19 protein-coding genes are annotated in these 20,705 nt (G+C 67.1%); 5 read left to right on the plus strand and 14 right to left on the minus strand.

Going from position 1 to position 20,705, the window contains the following annotated elements:
• Positions 1–41: 41 nt before the first annotated feature.
• The 5 genes from DIE16_RS06280 to DIE16_RS06300 form a co-directional block, all read right to left on the minus strand.
• Positions 42–2,267, minus strand: a complete 2,226-nt coding sequence (locus tag DIE16_RS06280) for a polysaccharide biosynthesis tyrosine autokinase (protein WP_044846600.1) — start codon at positions 2,265–2,267, stop codon at positions 42–44.
• 50 nt (positions 2,268–2,317) lie between these two features.
• The gene (locus tag DIE16_RS06285; protein ID WP_044846601.1) at positions 2,318–3,496 is read right to left on the minus strand and encodes a polysaccharide biosynthesis/export family protein; all 1,179 of its coding nucleotides are present in this window, start codon (positions 3,494–3,496) and stop codon (positions 2,318–2,320) included.
• Entirely contained in the window at positions 3,490–3,933 is a 444-nt protein-coding gene (locus DIE16_RS06290) for a low molecular weight protein-tyrosine-phosphatase (RefSeq protein WP_124486461.1), read from the minus strand. Before DIE16_RS06290 ends, DIE16_RS06285 begins: the two co-directional genes overlap by 7 nt.
• Positions 3,934–3,982: 49 nt before the next feature.
• Positions 3,983–5,398, minus strand: a complete 1,416-nt coding sequence (locus DIE16_RS06295) for a UDP-glucose/GDP-mannose dehydrogenase family protein (RefSeq protein ID WP_124486462.1) — start codon at positions 5,396–5,398, stop codon at positions 3,983–3,985.
• 67 nt (positions 5,399–5,465) lie between these two features.
• Entirely contained in the window at positions 5,466–6,839 is a 1,374-nt protein-coding gene (locus tag DIE16_RS06300; protein WP_124892039.1) for an undecaprenyl-phosphate glucose phosphotransferase, read from the minus strand.
• 426 nt (positions 6,840–7,265) lie between these two features.
• Between DIE16_RS06300 and DIE16_RS06305 the strand changes: the two genes are divergently transcribed.
• On the plus strand, positions 7,266–8,792 hold the full coding sequence (locus DIE16_RS06305) for a mannose-1-phosphate guanylyltransferase/mannose-6-phosphate isomerase (protein ID WP_124522628.1): 1,527 nt from the start codon (positions 7,266–7,268) through the stop codon (positions 8,790–8,792).
• A 129-nt stretch (positions 8,793–8,921) separates the two neighbouring features.
• Here DIE16_RS06305 and DIE16_RS06310 read toward each other — a convergent pair whose 3' ends face one another.
• The 9 genes from DIE16_RS06310 to DIE16_RS06350 all read right to left on the minus strand — a co-directional run bounded on the left by DIE16_RS06310 (position 8,922) and on the right by DIE16_RS06350 (position 15,967).
• Positions 8,922–9,863: a transposase gene (locus DIE16_RS06310; protein ID WP_124486465.1), complete on the minus strand. Its 942-nt coding sequence runs from the start codon at positions 9,861–9,863 to the stop codon at positions 8,922–8,924.
• Between the two features lie 227 nt (positions 9,864–10,090).
• Positions 10,091–10,444, minus strand: a complete 354-nt coding sequence (locus tag DIE16_RS06315; protein WP_185735454.1) for a hypothetical protein — start codon at positions 10,442–10,444, stop codon at positions 10,091–10,093.
• A 151-nt stretch (positions 10,445–10,595) separates the two neighbouring features.
• Positions 10,596–11,177 (minus strand): DUF3501 family protein, encoded by a 582-nt coding sequence (locus tag DIE16_RS06320; protein ID WP_124486466.1) that lies wholly within the window; start codon positions 11,175–11,177, stop codon positions 10,596–10,598.
• Between the two features lie 44 nt (positions 11,178–11,221).
• Positions 11,222–12,559, minus strand: a complete 1,338-nt coding sequence (locus tag DIE16_RS06325; protein WP_124486467.1) for a heterodisulfide reductase-related iron-sulfur binding cluster — start codon at positions 12,557–12,559, stop codon at positions 11,222–11,224.
• Between the two features lie 125 nt (positions 12,560–12,684).
• Complete coding sequence (locus tag DIE16_RS06330; protein WP_040140994.1) at positions 12,685–13,107, minus strand: rubrerythrin family protein; 423 nt, start codon at positions 13,105–13,107, stop codon at positions 12,685–12,687.
• Between the two features lie 244 nt (positions 13,108–13,351).
• On the minus strand, positions 13,352–14,620 hold the full coding sequence (locus DIE16_RS06335) for an RNA polymerase sigma factor (protein ID WP_124892040.1): 1,269 nt from the start codon (positions 14,618–14,620) through the stop codon (positions 13,352–13,354).
• The gene (locus DIE16_RS06340; RefSeq protein ID WP_124486469.1) at positions 14,617–15,033 is read right to left on the minus strand and encodes a VOC family protein; all 417 of its coding nucleotides are present in this window, start codon (positions 15,031–15,033) and stop codon (positions 14,617–14,619) included. Before DIE16_RS06340 ends, DIE16_RS06335 begins: the two co-directional genes overlap by 4 nt.
• Before the next feature lie 35 nt (positions 15,034–15,068).
• Positions 15,069–15,488 (minus strand): YciI family protein, encoded by a 420-nt coding sequence (locus tag DIE16_RS06345; RefSeq protein ID WP_044846609.1) that lies wholly within the window; start codon positions 15,486–15,488, stop codon positions 15,069–15,071.
• A gap of 125 nt (positions 15,489–15,613) precedes the next feature.
• The gene (locus tag DIE16_RS06350) at positions 15,614–15,967 is read right to left on the minus strand and encodes a YciI family protein (RefSeq protein ID WP_044846610.1); all 354 of its coding nucleotides are present in this window, start codon (positions 15,965–15,967) and stop codon (positions 15,614–15,616) included.
• A gap of 209 nt (positions 15,968–16,176) precedes the next feature.
• On the opposite strand from DIE16_RS06350, the gene DIE16_RS06355 reads away from it, so the two are divergent.
• The 4 genes from DIE16_RS06355 (at position 16,177) to DIE16_RS06370 (ending at position 20,705) form a co-directional block, all read left to right on the plus strand.
• Positions 16,177–18,060: an ExeM/NucH family extracellular endonuclease gene (locus tag DIE16_RS06355; protein ID WP_124892041.1), complete on the plus strand. Its 1,884-nt coding sequence runs from the start codon at positions 16,177–16,179 to the stop codon at positions 18,058–18,060.
• A 338-nt stretch (positions 18,061–18,398) separates the two neighbouring features.
• On the plus strand, positions 18,399–18,785 hold the full coding sequence (locus DIE16_RS06360; RefSeq protein ID WP_044846611.1) for a YqjD family protein: 387 nt from the start codon (positions 18,399–18,401) through the stop codon (positions 18,783–18,785).
• Positions 18,786–18,836: 51 nt separating this feature from the next.
• Positions 18,837–19,421 carry a YSC84-related protein gene (locus tag DIE16_RS06365; RefSeq protein ID WP_124486471.1) on the plus strand — a complete coding sequence of 195 codons (585 nt, stop codon included), beginning with the start codon at positions 18,837–18,839 and terminating at the stop codon, positions 19,419–19,421.
• 231 nt (positions 19,422–19,652) lie between these two features.
• Entirely contained in the window at positions 19,653–20,705 is a 1,053-nt protein-coding gene (locus DIE16_RS06370; protein ID WP_044846613.1) for an AI-2E family transporter, read from the plus strand.

The raw sequence follows: 20,705 nt of genomic DNA on the forward strand, positions 1-20,705 counted from the left end.
GGCCGATGCGGCTCGCGCCGGCCCGGTTTCGTGCAATGCGGTCAGGCGCTCAGGTATTCGTGGACGGCCGCATAACCGCGGCCGTAGCCGCGTGCCTTCGGCGGCACGCCGTTGAAGATCCCGCCTTCCAGATCGACGCCCGCGGTGCGCAGGCGCTTGATCGCGTCGGCGATCTCGCCTTCGGTATGCATGCCCGAGCGCAGCACCAGGAAGGTCGCGCCGGCCATGCGGCCGATGATGGTCGCGTCGGTCACCGCCAGCACCGGCGGCGAGTCGATCAGCACGACGTCGTAGCGCTTGCCGAGCCCTTCCAGGTATTGCGGCAGACGGGCCGACATCAGCAGTTCCGACGGGTTCGGCGGGCGCGTGCCGGCCGAGATGAACGACAGGCCCTGCACCGGCGTCTCGCGGATCGCGTCCTCGAGCGACGACTGGTCGCTCAGCAGCTCGGACAGGCCCGGCTGCGCGGTGAGGCCGAAGTAGCGGTCGAGCATGCCGCGCCGCATGTCGGCGTCGACCAGCAGCACACGCTTGCCGGAATGCGCGAGCAGCACCGCGAGGTTGACCGTCAGGAAGCTCTTGCCGATGCCCGGCGTCGGGCCGGTCAGCACGACCACGCGGTTCTTCGCGTCCATCATCGCGAACTGCATCGCGGTGCGCAGGCTGCGCATGCTTTCGACGCTCAGGTCCTTCGGACGCAGGCTCGCGAGGATCGGCCGCGCGCGGCCGCCGCCCTTCTCGGCCATGGCGTCGAGCTTCACCTGCTCGGCGCTTTGCGGCACCAGCCCGTACAGCGGCAGGTTGAACGTGCGCTCGACGCGGTCCGGATCCTCGATGCCCTGGAACAGGTTGCGACGCAGGAACACGATGCCGGTGCCGAGGATCAGCCCGAGGAACACCGCCGCCGACAGGATCAGCACCTTCTTCGGCTTGACCGGATCGCCCGGGCGCAGCGCCGAATCGACGAGGTGGATGTTGCCGCCCGTGCCGGCCTTCTGCACCGACAGCTCCTGCACGCGGTTCAGCAGCAGCACGTAGATGTCCTCGGCCACCTTCGCGTCACGCTGGAGCTGGACGGCCTTCACTTCGGTGGCCGGCAGGCTGCGGAAGCGGTTGCTGAACTTGTCCTTCTCGCCCTGCAGTTCCGCGAGCTGCTGCTTCGCGGCGATCACCATCGGGTGCGAATCGGTGAAGCGCTGCGCGAGCGACGCGAGCTGCAGGCGCTGCGCGGCGATCTGCTGCTCGTACTGCACGCTGCCTTCGAGGTAGACCTTCGCCTCGTCGCTCGCGTTGATCGAGCCGGACGTGCGCTGGTACTGCGTCAGTGCGGCTTCCGCGCGCTCGAGGTCGGACTTCAGGCGCGGTTCCTCGCCCTTCAGGAAGTCGAGCATCTTGGTCGCTTCGGCCTGCTTCGCGATCACGTGCTGGTTCAGGTACGACTGCGCGAGCGCGTTCGCGATCGCGGCGGTCTGGTCCGGGTCCTTGCCTTCGAGCGAGATCTGGACGACGCCCGTCTGCTTGCCCTGCTCGGACACCTGGATGCCCGACTGGAAGCCGGTGATCGCATCGAGATCGTTGTAGCGGACCACCGTGAATTGCGTGCCCGGACGCGCGACGAGCTTCTGCACGAGAAGCGTCACGCCGCCTGCCTGCTCCGATTCGCCGACACGGCCCGACAGAAGACGGTTGCCGTTCTGGTCGACCAGCGTGTAGGTGCCGTTCGGGCCGGCCGTCAGCGTCAGCTTCTTGCCTTCGAGCGCGGGCACGACGTTGATCGTGTCGATGTCGGCGACTTCGCCGCCCCATGCGTACGAGCGCAGGCCGAACCACGCACGCGCCGGTTCGCCCGGCGTCGCGACGCGCGCGGCCAGGCTGCCGAGCACCGGCAGCGTCTTCGGCGCGACCGAGAAGTTCAGCTTGAACTGCTCGACGACCGGCGCGACGACGCCGCGGCTCTTGATGATCTCGATTTCCGCTTCGGTCGGCGCCTGCTGCGGACCGCTGTTGATCATCGCGCCTGTCTGCGTCTGGGTGAGCGCCTGCGACGTGTTGTCGTTGCCCTCGACCCGCACGTGCACGTCGGCCTGATAGACCGGCTTCGCGATGTAGCAGTACAGGCCGGCCATCGCGATGACGGTCACCGCGATGCCGAGCAGCAGCCAGATGTCGTCCATGAGCACCTGGAGCAGCTGGCCGAGGACGACGTCCTCTTCCTCGGTTTTCGCGGTCAGATCCGCGTAGGAGTGTTTCGCTTGCGTGTTCACCATTCGTTCCCGCTTGAGTGGTGCCGGGGGGCAGGCGCCGCCCCGGCGGGCTATCAGCGCGTGATTTGCCGCATGTAGAAGATCGTCTGGATCGTCGGCAACACCTGCTGCAGCACGCGGTTGAACTGCACCGAGCCGGCCGTGCTGACGTAGACGACGTCGAGCGGCTGGAGCGGGAAGCGGCTCGACAGCATCAGCGCATCCGGCTGCGTCATGTCGAGGCGGAACACTTCCGGCTTCGTCGGGTTGTCGCGCATGCCGCGCATCACGTAGATCTTGCGCGGGTTCGCGTCGGTGTCGAGGATGCCGCCGCCGGCCGTCAGCGCGTCGGCGATGGTCAGCTTGCCCTTGAGCATCGGCACGGTGACCGGCGTCTTGACCTCGCCCATGATGAACACGCGGCTGTCGCTGCGGTCCGGCACGTTGACGATGTCGCCCGGCTGCAGCATCACGTTCTGCTTCACTTCGCCGCGATCGAGCACGCCGTTCGCGTCGAGCGTGTAGAGCTTGCCGTCGCGCGTCAGGCGCACGCGCTGCAGGTCGGCCTCGTTGGTCGAGCCGCCCGAGCGCGAGATCGCGTCGACGAGCGTCAGCGGCACGTCGCTCACCGCGAGCGGGCCCGGCTGCTTCACCTCGCCCGTCACCTGCACCTTCTGGCTGCGGAACGACAGCACGCGCACGTCGAGCTGCGGATTCTTCACGTAGCGCGCGAGGGTCGATGCCATCTGCTCGCGGATCTGCGCGACCGTCTTGCCCGCCACGCGGATGCGGCCGACGAACGGGAAGAAGATCGTGCCGTCGGCGGCGACCGTCTGGCCGTATGGATCGGCCTGGCCCGGCAGCGCGGTCGTATACGGCTGCTGCAGCGCGCCTGCGACCGACTGCGTCGTGTTGCCGCCGCTCGAGAACGACTGGCCCTGCGGCGTCGTCAGCTCGGGGTGATCCCACACCGTGACGCCGAGGATGTCCTGCGGACCGACGCGGTACACGTACTCCGACGGATCGGTGTATCGGCCCGGCGGCAGCGGATGCTCGACCTGCTGCTTCTGCAGCTGATCCATCACCAGCTTCGCGTCGATGTAATGAACCGGATAGGTTTCGGCCTGCCCTTGCCGGCCTTCGTCCTTCAGGTTCGACGAGTCGAGATAGTTGCCGGGCGCGCTCGCGCAGGCCGACAGGAATGTCGTCATCGCGACGGCGAGCGCCAGCGGGCGCATGGGACGTTTCAGCATAGTTTTTGCAGCCATCCTTGAACCAGACGTTCGATCAATGAGTAGCTCTCGCGATAGTCGGCCTCGGGGCCGCCATGCGGATCCGCGATCTCGGCGTCCTCCCACTTGCCCAGCAGGTGGACCTTGCCGCGCGCGAACGGATCGACCGCCTCGACGGCCTTGATCTGTTCGCGCTCGCTGACGAGAATCAGGTCGGCGTCGCGCACGATCCGGCGCGACAGCCGCCGCGAACGGTGCGTCGTCGCATCGACGCCGCGCTCGGCGAGAAGTTGGCGCATCACCGGATCGATGCCGTCGCCGTCGTTGGCACGCACGCCGGCGGAGTGGAACGTCACGCGCGGGCCGCCACGCGACGCCGCGTGCGACTTGAACAGCAGTTCCGCCGCCGGGCTGCGGCAGACGTTCGCGTGACAGACGATCAGGATGTTGCGGAACATGGCGTCTCGATTCGGTAACGGGTAACGACGGGTAACGGCAACGCGCCGGTTACGCGTTCGCGCGCGCGGCGCCCGGCACGCGCGCGGCGACGGCCTGGCGCGAGCCGGGGCGGCCGATCGGGTGGTATTCGATGCCCTGCTCGCTCATCGTCTCCGGCTCGTACAGGTTGCGGCCGTCGAAAATGACCGGCGACTTCCACAGGCGGCCGAGCGCGACGAAATCCGGGCTCTTGAATGCCTTCCATTCGGTGACGATCACGAGCGCATCGGCGTCGCGTGCGGCCTGCGCCTCGTCGTCGACGAAGCTGAGGCGCTCGAGCCAGCTCGGGTGATCCGCGAGATCGAGCGCGAGCACGCGGCGCGCTTCCTGCTGCGCGACCGGGTCGTACGCGGCGATGCGCGCGCCGCGCGACAGCAACTCGGCGATCAGCTCGCGGCTCGGCGCTTCGCGCATGTCGTCGGTGTTCGGCTTGAACGCGAGACCCCAGATCGCGAACGTGCGACCGGTCAGGTCCTCGCCGAAGCGCGCGACGATCTTGTCGGCCAGCACGCGCTTTTGCGTCGCGTTCACCGACGACACGGCCTTCAGGATCTGCAGCGCCTGGCCGTGCTCGTCGGCGGTGCGGATCAGCGCCTCGACGTCCTTCGGGAAGCACGAGCCGCCATAGCCGCAGCCCGCGTACAGGAAGTGATAGCCGATGCGCGGATCGGAGCCGATCCCGCGGCGCACGGCCTCGATGTCGGCGCCGAAGCGGTCGGCCAGGTTCGCGAGCTCGTTCATGAACGAGATGCGCGTCGCGAGCATTGCGTTGGCCGCGTATTTCGTGAATTCGGCCGAGCGCACGTCCATGTACAGCGTGCGTTCGTGGTTGCGGTTGAACGGCGCGTAGAGCTTCTTCATCAGCTCGCGCGCACGCTCGCCCGGCACGTCGTCGTCGCAGCCGATCACGATGCGGTCCGGCCGCGTGAAATCGTCGACCGCCGCGCCTTCCTTCAGGAATTCCGGATTCGACACGACCGAGAACATCGGCGCGTCGCCGCCGCGCTTCGCGAGTTCCTCGGCGACCGCCGCACGCACGCGCTCGGCCGTGCCGACCGGCACCGTCGACTTGTCGACGATCACCTTGAAGCCTTTCATATAGCGGCCGATGTTGCGCGCCGCCGCGAGCACGTACTGCAGGTCGGCCGAGCCGTCCTCGTCGGGCGGCGTGCCGACCGCGATGAACTGCACGTCGCCGTGCGCGACCGCGGCCTCGATGTCGGTCGAGAAGCGCAGGCGGCCGGCCGCGCGGTTGCGCGCGATGACTTCCTTGAGGCCCGGCTCGTGGATCGGCACGCCGCCGTTGTTCAGGACGTCGATCTTCGCCTGATCGACGTCGAGGCAGAACACGTCGTGCCCGATGTCGGCGAGACAGGCGCCGGTGACAAGACCTACGTAACCGCTGCCGATGATAGTCAGATTCATGATGTGTCGGACCTCGTGACCAATGATTCGAAATTCGTGAAACCGGGGTGTCCGCGCGCGTTGCGCGTCAGTAAGCGTTGCTGCCGGTGAAGCCTTTCCAGAGCGTCAGCACGACGATCTTGATGTCGAGCCAGAACGACCAGTTCTGCATGTAGTACAGATCGAGCTTCACGCGTCCCATCATCTTCTCGATCTGGTCGGTCTCGCCGCGAAAGCCGTTGATCTGTGCCCAGCCGGTGATGCCCGGCTTGATCCGGTAGCGGAACATGTAGCCCTTCACCAGATCCTTGTAGATGTCGTCGTGCGCGAGCGCGTGCGGCCGCGGGCCGACGACCGACATCTCGCCCTTCAGCACGTTGATGAACTGCGGCAGTTCGTCGAGGCTCGTGCGGCGCAGGAACCGCCCGACCGGCGTCACGCGCGTGTCGTTCTTGGTCGCCTGCGTGACCTGTCCCGCGACTTCGTGATGCACTTTCATCGAGCGGAACTTGTAGATCTCGAACTCGTGCCCGTCGATGCCCTTGCGCTTCTGGCGGAAGAACACCGGCCCGCGCGACGTGAGCTTGATCAGGCACGCGATCAGCACCATCACCGGCGCGAGCGCCGTGAGCGCCGCCAGCGCGAACAGCCGGTCGAACACGAACTTCGGCAGGATCCGCACGTCGGTGATCGGCGACGCCGCGAGGTTGATCGCCGGCACGCCGAGCACCTCGACCACTTCCTGGTTGAAGAACGACAGCGTGCGCACGTCCGGGATGAAACGGATATTCACGAAGTCGTGGCGGAACACCGTCACGATCTGGTGAATCCGGCGCTCCTCCGTGATCGGCAGCGTGAGCCACAGCTCGCTGATCGCGCGGCTGCGCACCAGCCACACCAGCGATTCGAACTGCCGCTCGATGCGCACGTCGTCGAGCGCGACTTCGCCCGGCGCTTCGCTTTCGTCGTATACGCACACCGGGTTGAAGCCCGCTTCCGGCCGCGAGCGCATCTGCGCGATCAGCCGCCGCGCCGCCGGCGTGCCGCCGACGATCGCGACCGCCTTCAGGTTGTAGCCGCCGCGGCGCAGTTGTCGCAGCACGACGTGCACGCAGGTCTTCGAGCCGGCAAGCAGCGCCATCGTCGCGACGGCCCAGTAACCCAGCCACAGCCGCGACAGGTCGCCCGACTGGTGAAAGCTGAAGCTCATCAGGATGCCCGCGAGCTCGACCACCAGCCACGCGAACGCCACGCGCCCCACCAGCCCGACGAGACGCTTGCCGCGCCACGACTGGTAGATGCCGATGGCCGGAAAGAACACGACCACCAGCAGGCAGTCGAACAGCACCGTCGTGCGCTGCAGGTCGTTGAGCCAGATGCTGCCGCCGTGCAGCGCGGCGGCGATCAACGCCCCCAACACGACCATCGCGATATCGATGACTCTCGCCAGCACGCTCAACATGTCCGCTTCCTCTTTGAACAGGCGTTTGCCGAACAGCTCCTCGTGCAGCCCGTGCCGCACCTTCGATTCAAACGTTGCATGACGCTATTGAAGCGGTAAGAAAATCCCTTCTCAAGCGCACAAGTATTTCGAAAAATAATCGGAAATTCTTGCCGCGACATTCTCGAATTAATTCGGCACGTTTTCCCGAATCGATCGTGAATCGGGATTTTTTCGGAAACTTTACGGTTCCCGGCATCCCTTTACGGGAAAGGACTCCAGCGCGCTCACCCGAATTATTTTTTATTTTTTTATTTGCAGCGGATGCTATCGCGGAAAATTTTCCCGGATCCGTGCGCGACGAATATCTTGCAAAAGGTCCGGTTTTATTGTCGATTTACTTCATGCTACAAACAGGCACTGACTTCAATCGAGGAGAGTGTCATCATGAATGCTCCGGCCGTGGCAGCCGATACGCGCCCTTCTTCTTCCGCCGCCAGCGACGCCAGCCTGCGCGTCGCGGTGCAGCCGGTGATCCTTGCCGGCGGTTCGGGCACGCGTCTGTGGCCGATGTCGCGCGAACACTATCCGAAGCAGCTGATCGGCCTGCTCGGCGATCATTCGCTGCTGCAATCCACCGCGCTGCGGCTCGACGGCCTCGCGACCGGTCATCCGCTGAACGACGACGTGCTGATCGTGTGCGGCGAGGATCACCGCTTCACGACCGCCGAGCAACTGCGCCTGACCGGCAAGCGTGCGTCGATCATGCTCGAGCCGCTCGGCCGCGACACCGCGCCCGCGCTGACGCTCGCCGCGCTGCGGATCGTCGCCGGCGGCGGCGATGCCGTGATGACCGTGATGCCGGCCGACCACGCGGTGGCCGACCAGCCGCGCTTTCATGCGGCCGTCGCGGCCGGCGTGCACTGCGCGGCCCAGGGCAAGATCGCGACGATGGGCATCGTGCCGGGCCGCGCCGAAACGGGCTACGGCTACATCCGCGTCGGCGCGCCGCTCGGCGATGCCGGCACCGGCAACCTCGACGTGCGCCGTCTCGACCGCTTCGTCGAGAAGCCGCATCTCGAACTCGCGCAGCAGTACGTCGCCTCCGGCGAATACTGGTGGAACAGCGGGATCTTCATCGTGCGCGCATCGGTGTGGCTGAACGCGATCCGCCAGCTCGAACCCGAGATCCTCGCGGCCTGCGAGCAGGCCGTCGCACGCGGCAAGGACGACGGCGACTTCTTCCGCGTCGACCGCGACGCGTTCGCGTCCTCGCCGTCGAACTCGATCGACTACGCGGTGATGGAGCGGCTCGTGAACCTGCCGCAGCTGTGCGAAAGCGTCGTCGTGCCGCTCGACGCAGGCTGGTCGGACGTCGGTTCGTGGGACGCGATCTGGCAGATCCTGCCGAAGGACGATGCCGAGAACGTCGGCCGCGGCCACGTGCTGTTCGAGAATGCCGAATCGACCTTCGCGCATTCGGAAAGCCGGCTCGTCGCATGTGTCGGCACGCAGAATCTCGTCGTCGTCGAAACGCCCGACGCCGTGCTCGTCGCCGACAAGTCCTGCGTGCAGGACGTGAAGAAAATCGTCGGGCGCATCAAGGCCGAACGCGGCGCGGAAGCGACCGATCACCGCAAGGTCCATCGCCCGTGGGGGCACTACGACTCGGTCGACACGGGCGAGCGCTTCCAGGTCAAACGCATCGTCGTGAAGCCGGGCGCGCGACTGTCGCTGCAGATGCACCACCACCGCGCAGAGCACTGGATCGTCGTGCGCGGCACCGCGCGCATCACGCGCGGCGACGAAACCTTCCTGCTGTCCGAGAACGAATCGACGTACATCCCGCTCGGCGTGTCGCACCGTCTCGAGAACCCCGGCAAGATGCCGCTCGAGCTGATCGAAGTGCAGTCGGGCGCGTACCTCGGCGAGGACGACATCGTCCGCTTCGACGATACCTACGGACGCCAGTGACGCAATGCCTGCCGGGCGCGCCGTCGCGGCGGTGCGCCCGGCATCACGGGCAATGGAAGCGACAAAAAACAACGCGCGGGCGCCGTGACACACGACGGCCCGCGCGTTTTCTTTTCGTGCGGACGACGATCAACCTACACGGTACGCGTATTCGCGGCGGTCCGACTGCACCGAGTCGTTGCGGCTCTCGGACAGCGCGCCCGCGCGACGCTCGGCAATGAAGCGCTTGATGTCCGACTCGGCCCGCGCCAGCGCGGACAGGCCGGCCAGCACCTCGCTTTGCGGCGCACGCACCGGTTCGTCGCTCGCACCGTGGCGATCGATCCACTGACGCGCCCAGTCGAGCGCGTACTGCTCGGCTTCCTCCGCATCGGTGAAGCGCGGGCCGATCAGGCCCGAGCGCTCGACGCGCCGATCGTCCTGCATGATCTCGGCCCACGCGCGATACATCAGGTTCTGCACCGGCTGCGCGCTGCCGCAGATCGTATAGCCGCGGTATTCATCGACTTGCGGCTCGGCCGCGGCAAAGCTCGCGGCGGACGGACGCCCGTGGCGCAGCCCCGCGGGCTGCGCGCCCGGGACCGCGAACGACGCTCCGGACGACGCGTGCGCGGCGTCGTTCGGCATCGCGGACAGCGTCGCGCCCTCGCCATCCCAAACGTTTGCGTGCGCGACCGGCAGTTGCCACGACTCGGGGTTCTGCCAGAACACGCCGCGCAGACGATCGTTGTCGGGCGCCGGCTCCGCACGGCATGCCGGCGCGACCGGCGCCGGCGGCGGCGGCACATACGCGAACGTGCGCCCGCTGAACTGGGTCAGCACGTCGATCATCTGCAGCAACGTGCCGTTCGCGAGCCACTCCTCGTAGCGGCGGCGGCACGTCGGCCCGGACGGATAGCGCCCGGGCAGTTTGGACCACGCTTCACCGGTCGTCAGGATCCAGAGGACCGCGTTGGCGACGACGCGCGGTTCCGCGCGTGGACGGCCTCGACGGTTCAGCCGAATCGGCTCGTCGGCGATCAGCGTTGAAAGACGAAACCACTCTTCATCGTTAAGCTCATCGAAGAACATAGTTGTTTCTCCACACAGCCAGGCCGGGGCTGCGATTGTCGGCGCCGCCGTCACGCATCGCGTCACGGGGCGGCCCGGTTGCACATTATGGTTATCCGCTTGTTGTGCATGCCGGCGCGACACCGCACTTTCACGGTGCCGCCATTCCCGGCAATGGCGCACAAATCACGGTCTCACTCCAATGTGGGAATTTTTGTGCACGAAGCATACCATCCTCAGGGTTTATCTCAATATGACAATGACTTAATGTTACGCACTGAAACAACCTGCCATGGATGCGCAATCCATTTACCGTTGAATTTTTTTACGCGATCGTTATGCGCAACGCTGGGAAGCCCCGTCTGGCGGGGCTCTGCGGGGTGCGGCCGCACCCCGCCCGGCAAGCGATCCGCCATGTTCCGACCCTTGCCGGCAACCACCCCGCGAATGCCCGGCCAAAATCGGTAAATCAGGGAAAATTTCGTAACAAGATATTCACGGATCGGTAAATCATTCAAATTGCCTTGAACCGAAATTTCTCCGTGCACAATCTTTTTATTGTTTCTCGGCGAGTAATGAAAGCGATCGGACAGGCGAGGCACATTGTTTCCCGGCATGCAAGCGTGGACGGGCCTGTTACATCTTCGGCGGTAATGGGCAGGCGACAGCGGCCGGCGCGACGGTCGGGCGCCGCGTTTCGCGGCCGGACGACGTGCGATCCGCGCGATATGGAGCGCGGCGCCCGGCCGCGCGTCAACGCAGATCGCCGGCCAGCGACGCGGCCACGTCCGCCGCGATGCGTTGCGGCGACACCGTATAGGCCGGGTGATCGCAGCCGATCGACAGCGTCGCGCCGTCCTTGAGCGCCGCGCGCATCGGCCCGCTCAGTTCGAAGCGCACGAAATGCACGGCCGAGGTCTTCTCCGCGTTGTCGCGGTCGAGATCCTCGTCGGCGATCGCATAGACGTCAGGGTGCCCGTCGACCCGCAGGTACACGCGATCCTCGACTCCGATCAGCCGCGCGAGCGCCGCGCGCCGCTCGGCTTCGTGCTCGTATTCGATCTGCAGCGTCGCCTTCAGGTTGGTGCCGTCGGGCACGAGCGGCAGATAGGCTTCCAGTTCGCCTTCGATGCCGGCCTCGTCGAAGATCTTCTCGATGTGCAGCATTTCCTGGATCTGGTAGCGGATCGTGGTCTCGTCCTCGAACAGGAGGCGCAGATGGTTGCCGAGCGCCACCGCGCGGCGGCGCTTGTGCGCGACGAGCCGCGCATGTTCGGTCTTGCGGATCTTCGCGTACGCTTCGAGCGTCAGCAGCGAGTCGCGGGTGAGCGTCATGGGATGTCCTCGGATAGCGTCGATGTCGTCGTGAAGCGGCCGGTTCAGATGCCATACGCGCGGCGCAGCAGCGTCAGCGGATGCGCGAGCGGCGCGGCCGGCAACCCTTTCTCGTCGATGCCCTGCACGATGTGATGGCCGGCGAGCGCGCAGTCCGACGACACGAAATCCGGCTTCGGCTCGGCCATCGCCTTGAACACCGGCGCGCCGATCCGCATCGCGTCCGCATGGAAGGCCTTCTTCACGCCGAACGTGCCCGCGTGCCCGGAACAGCGCTCGACGACGTTCACGCGCGTATCCGGCACGAGCGACAGCGTGTCGGCCGTCTTGCGGCCGATGTTCTGCACGCGCGCGTGGCACGGCACGTGATACGACACGGTGCCGAGGCCCTGCTTGAAATCGGTCTTCAGCAAACCGTCGCGATGCCGCGCGATCACGTACTCGAACGGATCCCAGAATGCATCGGCCACCGCGCGCACGGCTTCGTCGCCGGGGAACATCAGCGGCAGTTCGCTCTTGTACATCAGCACGCAGCTCGGGATCGCGCCGATCAGCGCATAGCCCTCGCGCGCATAGCGCTCCAGCACCGGCATGTTCACGGCCTTCTTCGCGGCGACGCCCGCGAGATTGCCCTGCTCGAGCAGCGGCATCCCGCAGCACGCTTCGCGCGTGACGAGTTCGTACGGGATCTCGTTGTGCGCGAGGATCGCGAGCAGGTCGTGGCCGATGCCCGGCTCGTTGAAGTTCACGTAGCACGTCGCGTAGATCGCGACCTTGCCGGGCGTGCGTTCGCCGTCGCGAACCGGCGGGCCGTCCGAGCGCTTCGCCGCGCGCCGGAACTTGCGCGGCGCGAACTCCGGCAGCCATGCGTTGCGATCGACGCCGAGCGCCGCTTCGAGCGCGTGGCGCGCGGGCGGCGTGCGATTGACCGCGTTCACCGTCTGCGTGACGATCGGAATGCCCGCGAAATGGCCGAGCGCGTCGGTGTTCGACAGCACCTTGTCGCGCAGCGGCGCCTCGCCGCGCTTGTAGCGCGCGGCCTTGCCGCGCAGCATCAGGTGCGGGAAGTCGACGTTCCATGCATGCGGCGGCACGTACGGGCATTTCGTCATGTAGCAGAGGTCGCACAGGTAGCACTGGTCGACGACCTTGCCGAACGCGTCCTTCGGCACTTCCTCGATGTCGCCCGTCGGCGTGTCGTCGACGAGATCGAACAGCGCGGGAAACGCGCCGCACAGCGACACGCAGCGCCGGCAACCGGCGCAGATGTCGAACACGCGCGTCATTTCCGCATCGATCGCGGCCTGGTCGTAGAACGCTTCGGACTGCCAGTCGAGCGGATGCCGGGTCGGGGCTTCGAGACTGCCTTCCTTGTGGGGCATGAGGCGCTCCAGCGTGGCGCGCATGCGCGCGAACGCGCCGCCCGCGCGGCGCGGGCGGCGATCAACGCACGGCCGGCCGCGGGACCTGCCCGGCCGGGCCGTGCGGCCTCGGGGCGACGCCCGCGTCAGTCGACGAGTGCGTCCAGCGCTTTCGTATAGCGGTTCGCGTGGCTGCGTTCGGCCTTCGCGAGCGTCTCGAACCAGTTCGCGATTTCGTCGAAGCCTTCTTCGCGCGCCGTCTTCGCCATGCCCGGATACATGTCGGTGTACTCGTGCGTCTCGCCGGCGATCGCCGATTCGAGGTTCAGCCGCGACGAGCCGAACGGCAGACCCGTCGCCGGATCGCCGACTGCTTCGAGGTATTCGAGGTGACCGTGCGCATGGCCCGTTTCGCCTTCGGCAGTCGAGCGGAACAGCGCGGCGACGTCGTTCTGGCCTTCGACGTCGGCCTTCGAAGCGAAATACAGATAACGCCGGTTCGCTTGCGATTCGCCCGCGAATGCGGCCTTCAGATTCTCTTCGGTCTTGCTGCCCTTGAGTTGAGCCATGTGCGCCTCCGTTCGAGTCGGCGCGGCCGCGTGCGAAGCCGGGCCGATGATGGATATGGGGAACGATGCGTACGCCGGACACGCACGCTTCGTGCCTTTTAATCTAGGCGCTGGCGTTCGCATCCCCCAATAGGCTTTTTCAATCCGTCCGATAGCGGGGAGCGGGAATGAGGGACGGGTGGAGGCGGGGCGCCGGCGTTCGATGCGACGCGCGGTGTACGCACACCGGCGTCGCCCGTCTGCGTCACGCATCCGTCGCGCGCTTCAACAGCAATTCCCTTTCGCGCTCGTTGCGGGTCAATTCCGCCGCGCGGCGGAACTCGACCTTCGCCTCGTCAGCGCGGCCGAGCTTCGCGAGCAGGTCGCCACGCACGCTCGGCAACCAGTGATAGCGCGCGAGCGCCGGATCGTCGCGCAGCACGTCGACGATTTCCAGCGCCGCGGCAGGCCCGAACGCCATCCCCACCGCCACCGCGCGGTTCAGCTCGACGACCGGTGACGGCGCGACTTCGGCGAGCGCGTCGTACAGCGCGACGATCTGCGCCCAGTCCGTGTCCGACGCGTGCCGCGCGCGTGCATGACACGCCGCCAGCGCGGCCTGCAGCGCATACGGGCCGCGCACGCCGCCGAGCTTCGTCGCCCGCTCGAGCGCCGCGAGGCCGCGCCGGATCAGCAGCGGATCCCAGCGGCTGCGGTCCTGGTCGAGCAGCAACACGGGCCGCCCATGCGCATCGGTCCGCGCATGCATGCGCGACGCCTGCAGTTCCATCAGCGCGACGAGCCCGAGCACTTCGCTTTCGTCCGGCACGAGCCCGGCGAGCACGCGGCCGAGACGCAGCGCCTCGTCGCACAGCGCCGGGCGCGTCCAGTCGTCGCCCGCGGTCGCCGCATGGCCTTCGTTGAACACGAGATAGATCACTTCGAGCACCGACGCGAGCCGCGCGGGCCGCGCGTCGGCGGCCGGCACCTCGAACGGCACGCGCGCCGCCGCGAGCGTGCGCTTCGCGCGCACGATGCGCTGCGCGATCGTCGGCTCGGGCGACAGGAACGCACGCGCGATCTCGCTCGTGGTCAGCCCGCCGAGCAGCCGCAACGTCAGCGCGACGCGCGCATCGGTCGACAGCACCGGATGGCACGACGTGAAGATCAGCCGCAGCAGGTCGTCGCCGATATCGTCGTCGCGCGCGTCGGCGAGCGCCTCCGCGATGTCGGGGACGACGTGCGCCTCGAGCGCGTCCATTTCATGGCCGAGCTGGTCGCGCTTCGCCGCATGCAGCGACTCCTGCCGCACCCGGTCGAGCGCGCGCCGCTTCACGGCCGTCATCAGCCATGCGGCCGGATTGTCGGGCACGCCGTCGACGGGCCAGTGCTCGAGCGCCGCGACGAGCGTGTCCTGCGCCAGTTCCTCGGCCACGCCGACGTCGCGCACCACGCGCGCGGCGCGCGCGATGATCTTGGGCGCCTCGATCCGCCAGACCGCTTCGATCGCACGGTGAGTCGCCTCACGCGTCACGACGCTTGCCCCTGGGCGGACACATCGAGCGGCATGGCCATCAGCTCCCATGCGTGGCCGTCCGGATCGTCGAACCCGTGGCCGTACATGTTCGGATACTCGCGCGGCGCTTGCGGCGCGGACCCGCCGGCCGCGAGCGCCTTCGCGACGATCGCGTCGACCTCGGCGCGGCTGTCGCACGACAGGCACGACAGCGCTTGCACCTGCGTCGCCGGATCGACGATGGTCTTGCCGGTGAAGGTCTGGAAAAACGGCCGCACGAGCAGCATCGCGAAAATCGTGTCGCTGATCTTGATGCAGGCAGCCTGATCGTTGGTATAGGCCGGTACGACTTCGAAACCGAGTGCCTGGTAGAACGTCTTCGAGCGCGGCAGGTCGGCCACGGGCAGGTTGATGAAAACCATCTTGTGCATGACGGGTGCTCCGGTGAGATTGGCTTGGGGTGGAGTCAGGCGTGGCCGTGCCCGACATTGAGTTCGCGGAACCGCTCGACCGCCTCGCTGGGCGTCAGGTCGTCGAGTTCGAACAGCGGCCGCACCTCGATCTCGCAGTCCATCTCCGCACCGAACGGCGCGGGAAACCGGCGCGTCCATTCGAGCGCCTCGTCGCGCGAGCGCACCTGGATCAGCGTATAGCCGGCAATCAGTTCCTTCGTCTCCGCGAACGGGCCGTCGACCACCGTGCCCTTGCCACCTGAGTAGCGCACGCGCCAGCCGCGCGCGCTCGGCCGCAGGCCGTTCGCATCGAGCAGCACGCCGGCCTTGGCCAGCTCCTCGTGATAGACCGTCATCGCCTCGACCAGCCGGTTGTCCGGCAATGCGTCGGATTCGCTGACGGCGTTCGCCCGGATCATGATCATGAATCGCATCGTTCACTCCTTGTCATCGGTGGAAAGGGGCGTCCGTTCGTCGGCGCCTTATCCCTACGACGGGCGGCAGACTGCCGGATCGACGTACGGCGCGACGAATCCGGGTTAACACCGAGTCGTGGCCGTCACAGGAAGCACGGGCCGACCGCGCGCACTTCGACCGTGCACCATTGCGCGGCCGGGCACTGGCGCGCGATCGCGATCGCTTCCTCGCGCGTGTCGACGTCGACGATGAAGAACCCGCCGACCATTTCCTTCGCCTCGGCGAACGGGCCGTCGACGAGGCGCGTCTCGCCGTCGCGCACCTGCACACGCGTCGCGCGCTCCGAGCGCTCGAGCGACTCGACGCCGCGCAGCACGCCGCGCGCCTTCAGCGTCTGAGCGAAATCGACCATCCGCGCGTACAGCGCCTGCCCCTCCTCGAGCGTGCGTTCGGCGCGCTGGCCGGTCGGTTCGACAATCAACAGCATGTAGGACATGGAACTCTCCAGTGGGGGGCCGTGCGCAAGAAGCGTTCGGATCGCAGGCCGGAATGACACGTCAGATGCGAAGCGTAACAGCCGCGGGCGGCCCTGCCGTCATCGTTGGCCGTTCGACACTGGCCTGATGGCCAATTCGATCGCAGCACGCGATTTTGCCGTCAAGATGCTTGCCCGAACCTTCGAATTTTCTTCCTGTGGAGCACTCCATGTCACGCCTGCCGCCGCCGCTCGCGCTCGCCGCATCGCTCGCCCCGCTCGCCCCGCTCGCCCCGCTCGCCCCGCTTGCCTCGTTTGCCTCGTTTGCCGCATTTGCCGCATTTGCCCTTTCAGCGCCGGCCGCCACCGCCGCCGCCACCGCGCCTCCGGTCAGCGCGGGCTGCGGCGGCCCCACGACGGCAATCGCCGACCTCCGGCATTCCGGCGGCCGGTCGCCGCTGGCCGGGCGCTCCGCGTCGATCGAAGCGATCGTCACCGCGGCATTCGGCGGCGCCGACGGCTTCGGCGGATTCTTCGTCCAGCAGGCGGATGCGCAGCGGCGCCACCGGCCGGGCGTCCCGGAAGGCCTGTTCGTCTACGCGCCGCACGCGCGTGTCCGCCCGGGCGAACGCGTGCACGTCACCGGCAGGATCGAGCAGAAGTACGGCCGCACGCAACTGGCTCTGTCGGGCCGCGTGGCCGTCTGTGCGCGCGGGCAGACCGTCACGCCGGCCGCGCTCGTGCTGCCGGTCGACAGCGAGTCAGTATTCGCCGCGCATGAAGGCATGCGCGTGCGCTTTCCGCAAACGCTGACCGTCAGCGATACCTACGACCTCGGCCGCTACGGCAGCATCGTGCTCAGCCACGGTCGCCTCTACATGCCGACGCACGTGGTGCCGCCGGCCGACGCCGCCGCGCAGGCGGCGGCCAATGCCCGCAACCGCATCGTGCTCGACGACGGTTCGAGCCGCGTGAACCCCGCGACCGCCCGCTATCCGCCGCCTGCGCTGGGCGCCGCCAACACGCTGCGCGCGGGCTACACGGTGCGCGGCGTCGAAGGTGTGCTCGAGCAGCGCTACGGCACGTGGCGAGTGCAGCCCGTGCCGGCGTCGGCGCCGGTCTTCGACGCCGCATCGAATCCGCGGACCGATGCACCGCCGCGGCATCCGCAAGCCGACGTGCGGATCGCGTCGTTCAACGTCTTCAACTATTTCAACGGCGACGGAAGCGGCGGCGGCTTCGACGATCCGGCCAATCGCGGCGCGAAGACGCCCGCCGTCTTCGCCCGCCAGGAAGCGAAGATCGTCGCCGCACTGCGCGCACTGCGCGCCGACGTGATCGGCCTGATGGAAATCGCGAACAACGGCCACGGCCCCGCGAGCGCCGTGCAGCGTCTCGCGGCGCGGCTCGGCGACGGCTGGCGCGCGGTCGACCCCGGCACGGCGCGACTCGGCCGCGATGCGATCGCGGTCGCGTTGCTGTACGACAGCCGGACGATCGAACCCGTCGGGCGCGCCGCGACCGTCGCGCTCGACGGCGGCAATCGCCCACCGCTCGCGCAGACGTTCCGGCGCATCGGCGGCACCCGCGCATTCACGGTCGCGGCCAATCACCTGAAATCGAAGAACTGCCCACGTGCGACCGGCCCGGATCTCGACCAATCGGACGGTCAGGGCTGCTGGAACGCGACGCGCACGCGTGCGGCCGAACGCATCGCCGCGTGGCTCGCCACGTCGCCGACCGGCGCCCCGGCCGACGGCGTGCTGCTGATCGGCGACCTCAACAGCTACGCGAAGGAAGACCCGCTGCGTGCGCTCGAATCGCGCGGCTACACGAACCTCGTCGCCCGCTTCGCCGGCAACGCCGGCTACAGCTACGTATTCCGCGGCGAAGCGGGCAACCTCGACCATGCACTCGCCACGTCGCCGCTCGCCGCGCGCGTGAAGGCCGTGCATGCGTGGCACATCAATGCCGACGAACCGGTCGCGCTGCAATCCGTGCCCGATTACAAAACCGCGGCGCAACGGGCGGCCTATTACGCACCCGATGCCTATCGCTCGTCGGATCACGATCCCGTCGTCATCGACCTCGCGTCGGACGAAGGCGCCACCTGAGCCATCGCGGGCACAAACCGTGCTCCATCAAGAGACGGGCGATTAGTGCAATTGCATCAGCATGATGCGTGCAACGGCACTATTTACCTGGCGCATCGGGCGACGCCATATTTACCGGACTTTCACGTCGCGCCAACGGCTTGCTGGTCGCTTCGCCCCAAAGCGCGAAATTTTTTCAACCGCCGCCCCGCCCCATTGCGCGGGGCTTTCCGGGAAATTTGCCGGCGAATTGAAAATTTGTCTCGAAACTCAATTGGCTGATGTGAATCACATTGGTTGCTGGGATTCGTCTTATCTTCAAATTGGCCTGCAAATCAAATCGAAGGAGGATAAACACCATGGCGCTCACCGACTCGATCGAACACAAGCTGGACCGCGGCCTGTCCGACATCCGTCGCACCGGCCGGCGCGTGGGACGCACGACGCGCTCGGCGGCTCGCGACCTGCATGCGGACGTGTCCGACGATCTGCGCGGGCTGGTCGATGAACTGGAAGACCTGCTGAAGAACGACGGCGACGGCGATATCGCCGCGTTGCGCAAGCGCGTGCAGGCGCGGCTCGACGAGGCGCGCAGCACGCTCGACTACGCGTCGGGCACCGCGGTCGCGCGGCTGCGCGATTCGGCCGAACGCGTATCGCAAGCCGTGCACGACAATCCATGGCAGACCGCAGGTGTCGTCGCGGGCCTCGCGTTCGTCGCCGGCCTGCTCCTTTCCCGCCGTTGAACGGGGCGATCACCCCGTCCTTCCTCACCCCGACAACGAAGGAGAAACGCCATGCAGAAGTCCCTCGCCCTGAAAGCCGCCGCCGCCGTCATGCTCGGCAGTCTCGCACTTGCCGGCTGCACCACCACCCCCAACAAACCCGACAACGCATCGGCCAGCGCGTCGAAACGCGAGTCGATCGACGCGAGCGTGAACGCGACGTTGTCGCGCCTCTATTCGACGGTGCCGGGCTCGCGTGAACTCGTCGCGAAATCGCGCGGCGTGCTCGTGTTCCCGAACGTGCTGCAGGCCGGCCTCATCGTCGGCGGCCAGTCCGGCAACGGCGCGCTGCGCGTCGGCGGCAGCACCGTCGGCTACTACAACACGTCGTCGCTGTCGGTCGGCCTGCAGGCCGGTGCGCAATCGAAGGCGATCGTGTTCCTGTTCATGACGCAGGATGCGCTCGACTCGTTCCGCAAGTCCGAAGGCTGGTCGGCCGGCGCCGACGCCTCCGTCGCGGTCGTGAAGATGGGCGCGAACGGCGCGATCGACTCCAACACGGCCACCGCACCGGTCGAGGTGCTGGTGCTGACCAACGCGGGCCTGATGGGCGATCTGTCGGTCAGCGGCACCAAGGTCACCCGGCTCCACATCTGACGATGCGGCACGGCCCCCGGGCCGGTTCGCTTCCCGGCAACGCCGCGGCCCCGGCCGCGGCGTTTTCTCGTGCGCCGCGCGCGGCGGGTATGATGGCGGCACCTTTGCGGGCATACTGCCGATCAGGCCGCCCTGCCGCGCTGCGCCGCGACATCCGTGACGTTCGCGAGCCGATCGCGCCCGAGGCAACGAAATTCAATCAAACCAGGCATCAATCTGCGCGAACCATCCATGGATAGCGGACACGATCACCAAAAATTCTTCTATTTCCTGCTGTTCGCGGTCACCGTCGGACTGTGCTGGATACTCGCGCCGTTCTCCGGCGCCGTCTTCTGGGGCACCATTCTCGCGATCCTGTTCCAGCCGGTGCAGCGCTGGCTCGCCGCGCGCTTCGGCAAGCGGCGCAACCTGGCCGCGCTCGTGACGATGTCGCTGATCATCCTGATCGTGATCCTGCCGCTCGTGTTCGTCATGGCGACGCTCGTGCAGGAAATCGCGTACGTGTACCAGGAACTGAAGAGCGCGCAGCCGAATTATTCGCAGTACTTCCATGACATCATTCATGCGCTGCCGACGTCGATCCAGAACCTGCTGCAGAAATACGGGCTGACCAACATCCCCGGCATCCAGAAGAAGCTGACCGACGGCGCCGCGCAGATCAGCCAGTTCGCGGCGACCCAGGCGCTCAGCATCGGCCAGAACACGTTCCAGTTCGTCGTCAGCTTCGGCGTGATGCTGTACATGGTGTTCTTCCTGCTGCGCGACGGCGGCGAGATCGGCCGCCGCGTGCGCCGCGCGATGCCGCTCGACGAAGAGCACAAGAACCTGCTGCTCGCGAAGTTCACGACGGTTGTGCGCGCAACCGTGAAGGGCAACATCGCGGTCGCGCTCGTGCAGGGCGCGCTCGGCGGCCTGATCTTCTGGATCCTCGGGATCGAGGGTGTCGTGCTGTGGGGCGCGCTGATGGCGTTCCTGTCGCTCCTGCCGGCGATCGGCGCGAGCCTCGTGTGGGTGCCCGCCGCGCTCTACTTCCTCGCGATCGGCGCGATCTGGAAATGCGTGATCCTCGTCGCGTTCTGCGTCGGCGTGATCGGCCTCGTCGACAACCTGCTGCGCCCGATCCTCGTCGGCAAGGACACGAAGATGCCCGACTGGGTCGTGCTGATCTCGACGCTCGGCGGGATGGCGCTGTTTGGCATCAACGGCTTCGTGATCGGGCCGCTCGTCGCTGCGCTGTTCATGGCGAGCTGGGACATCTACGCGCGCGCCGAACAGGGGGAATGA

This window comes from Burkholderia sp. Bp9090, from assembly GCF_003857985.1.
Lineage (GTDB): Bacteria > Pseudomonadota > Gammaproteobacteria > Burkholderiales > Burkholderiaceae > Burkholderia.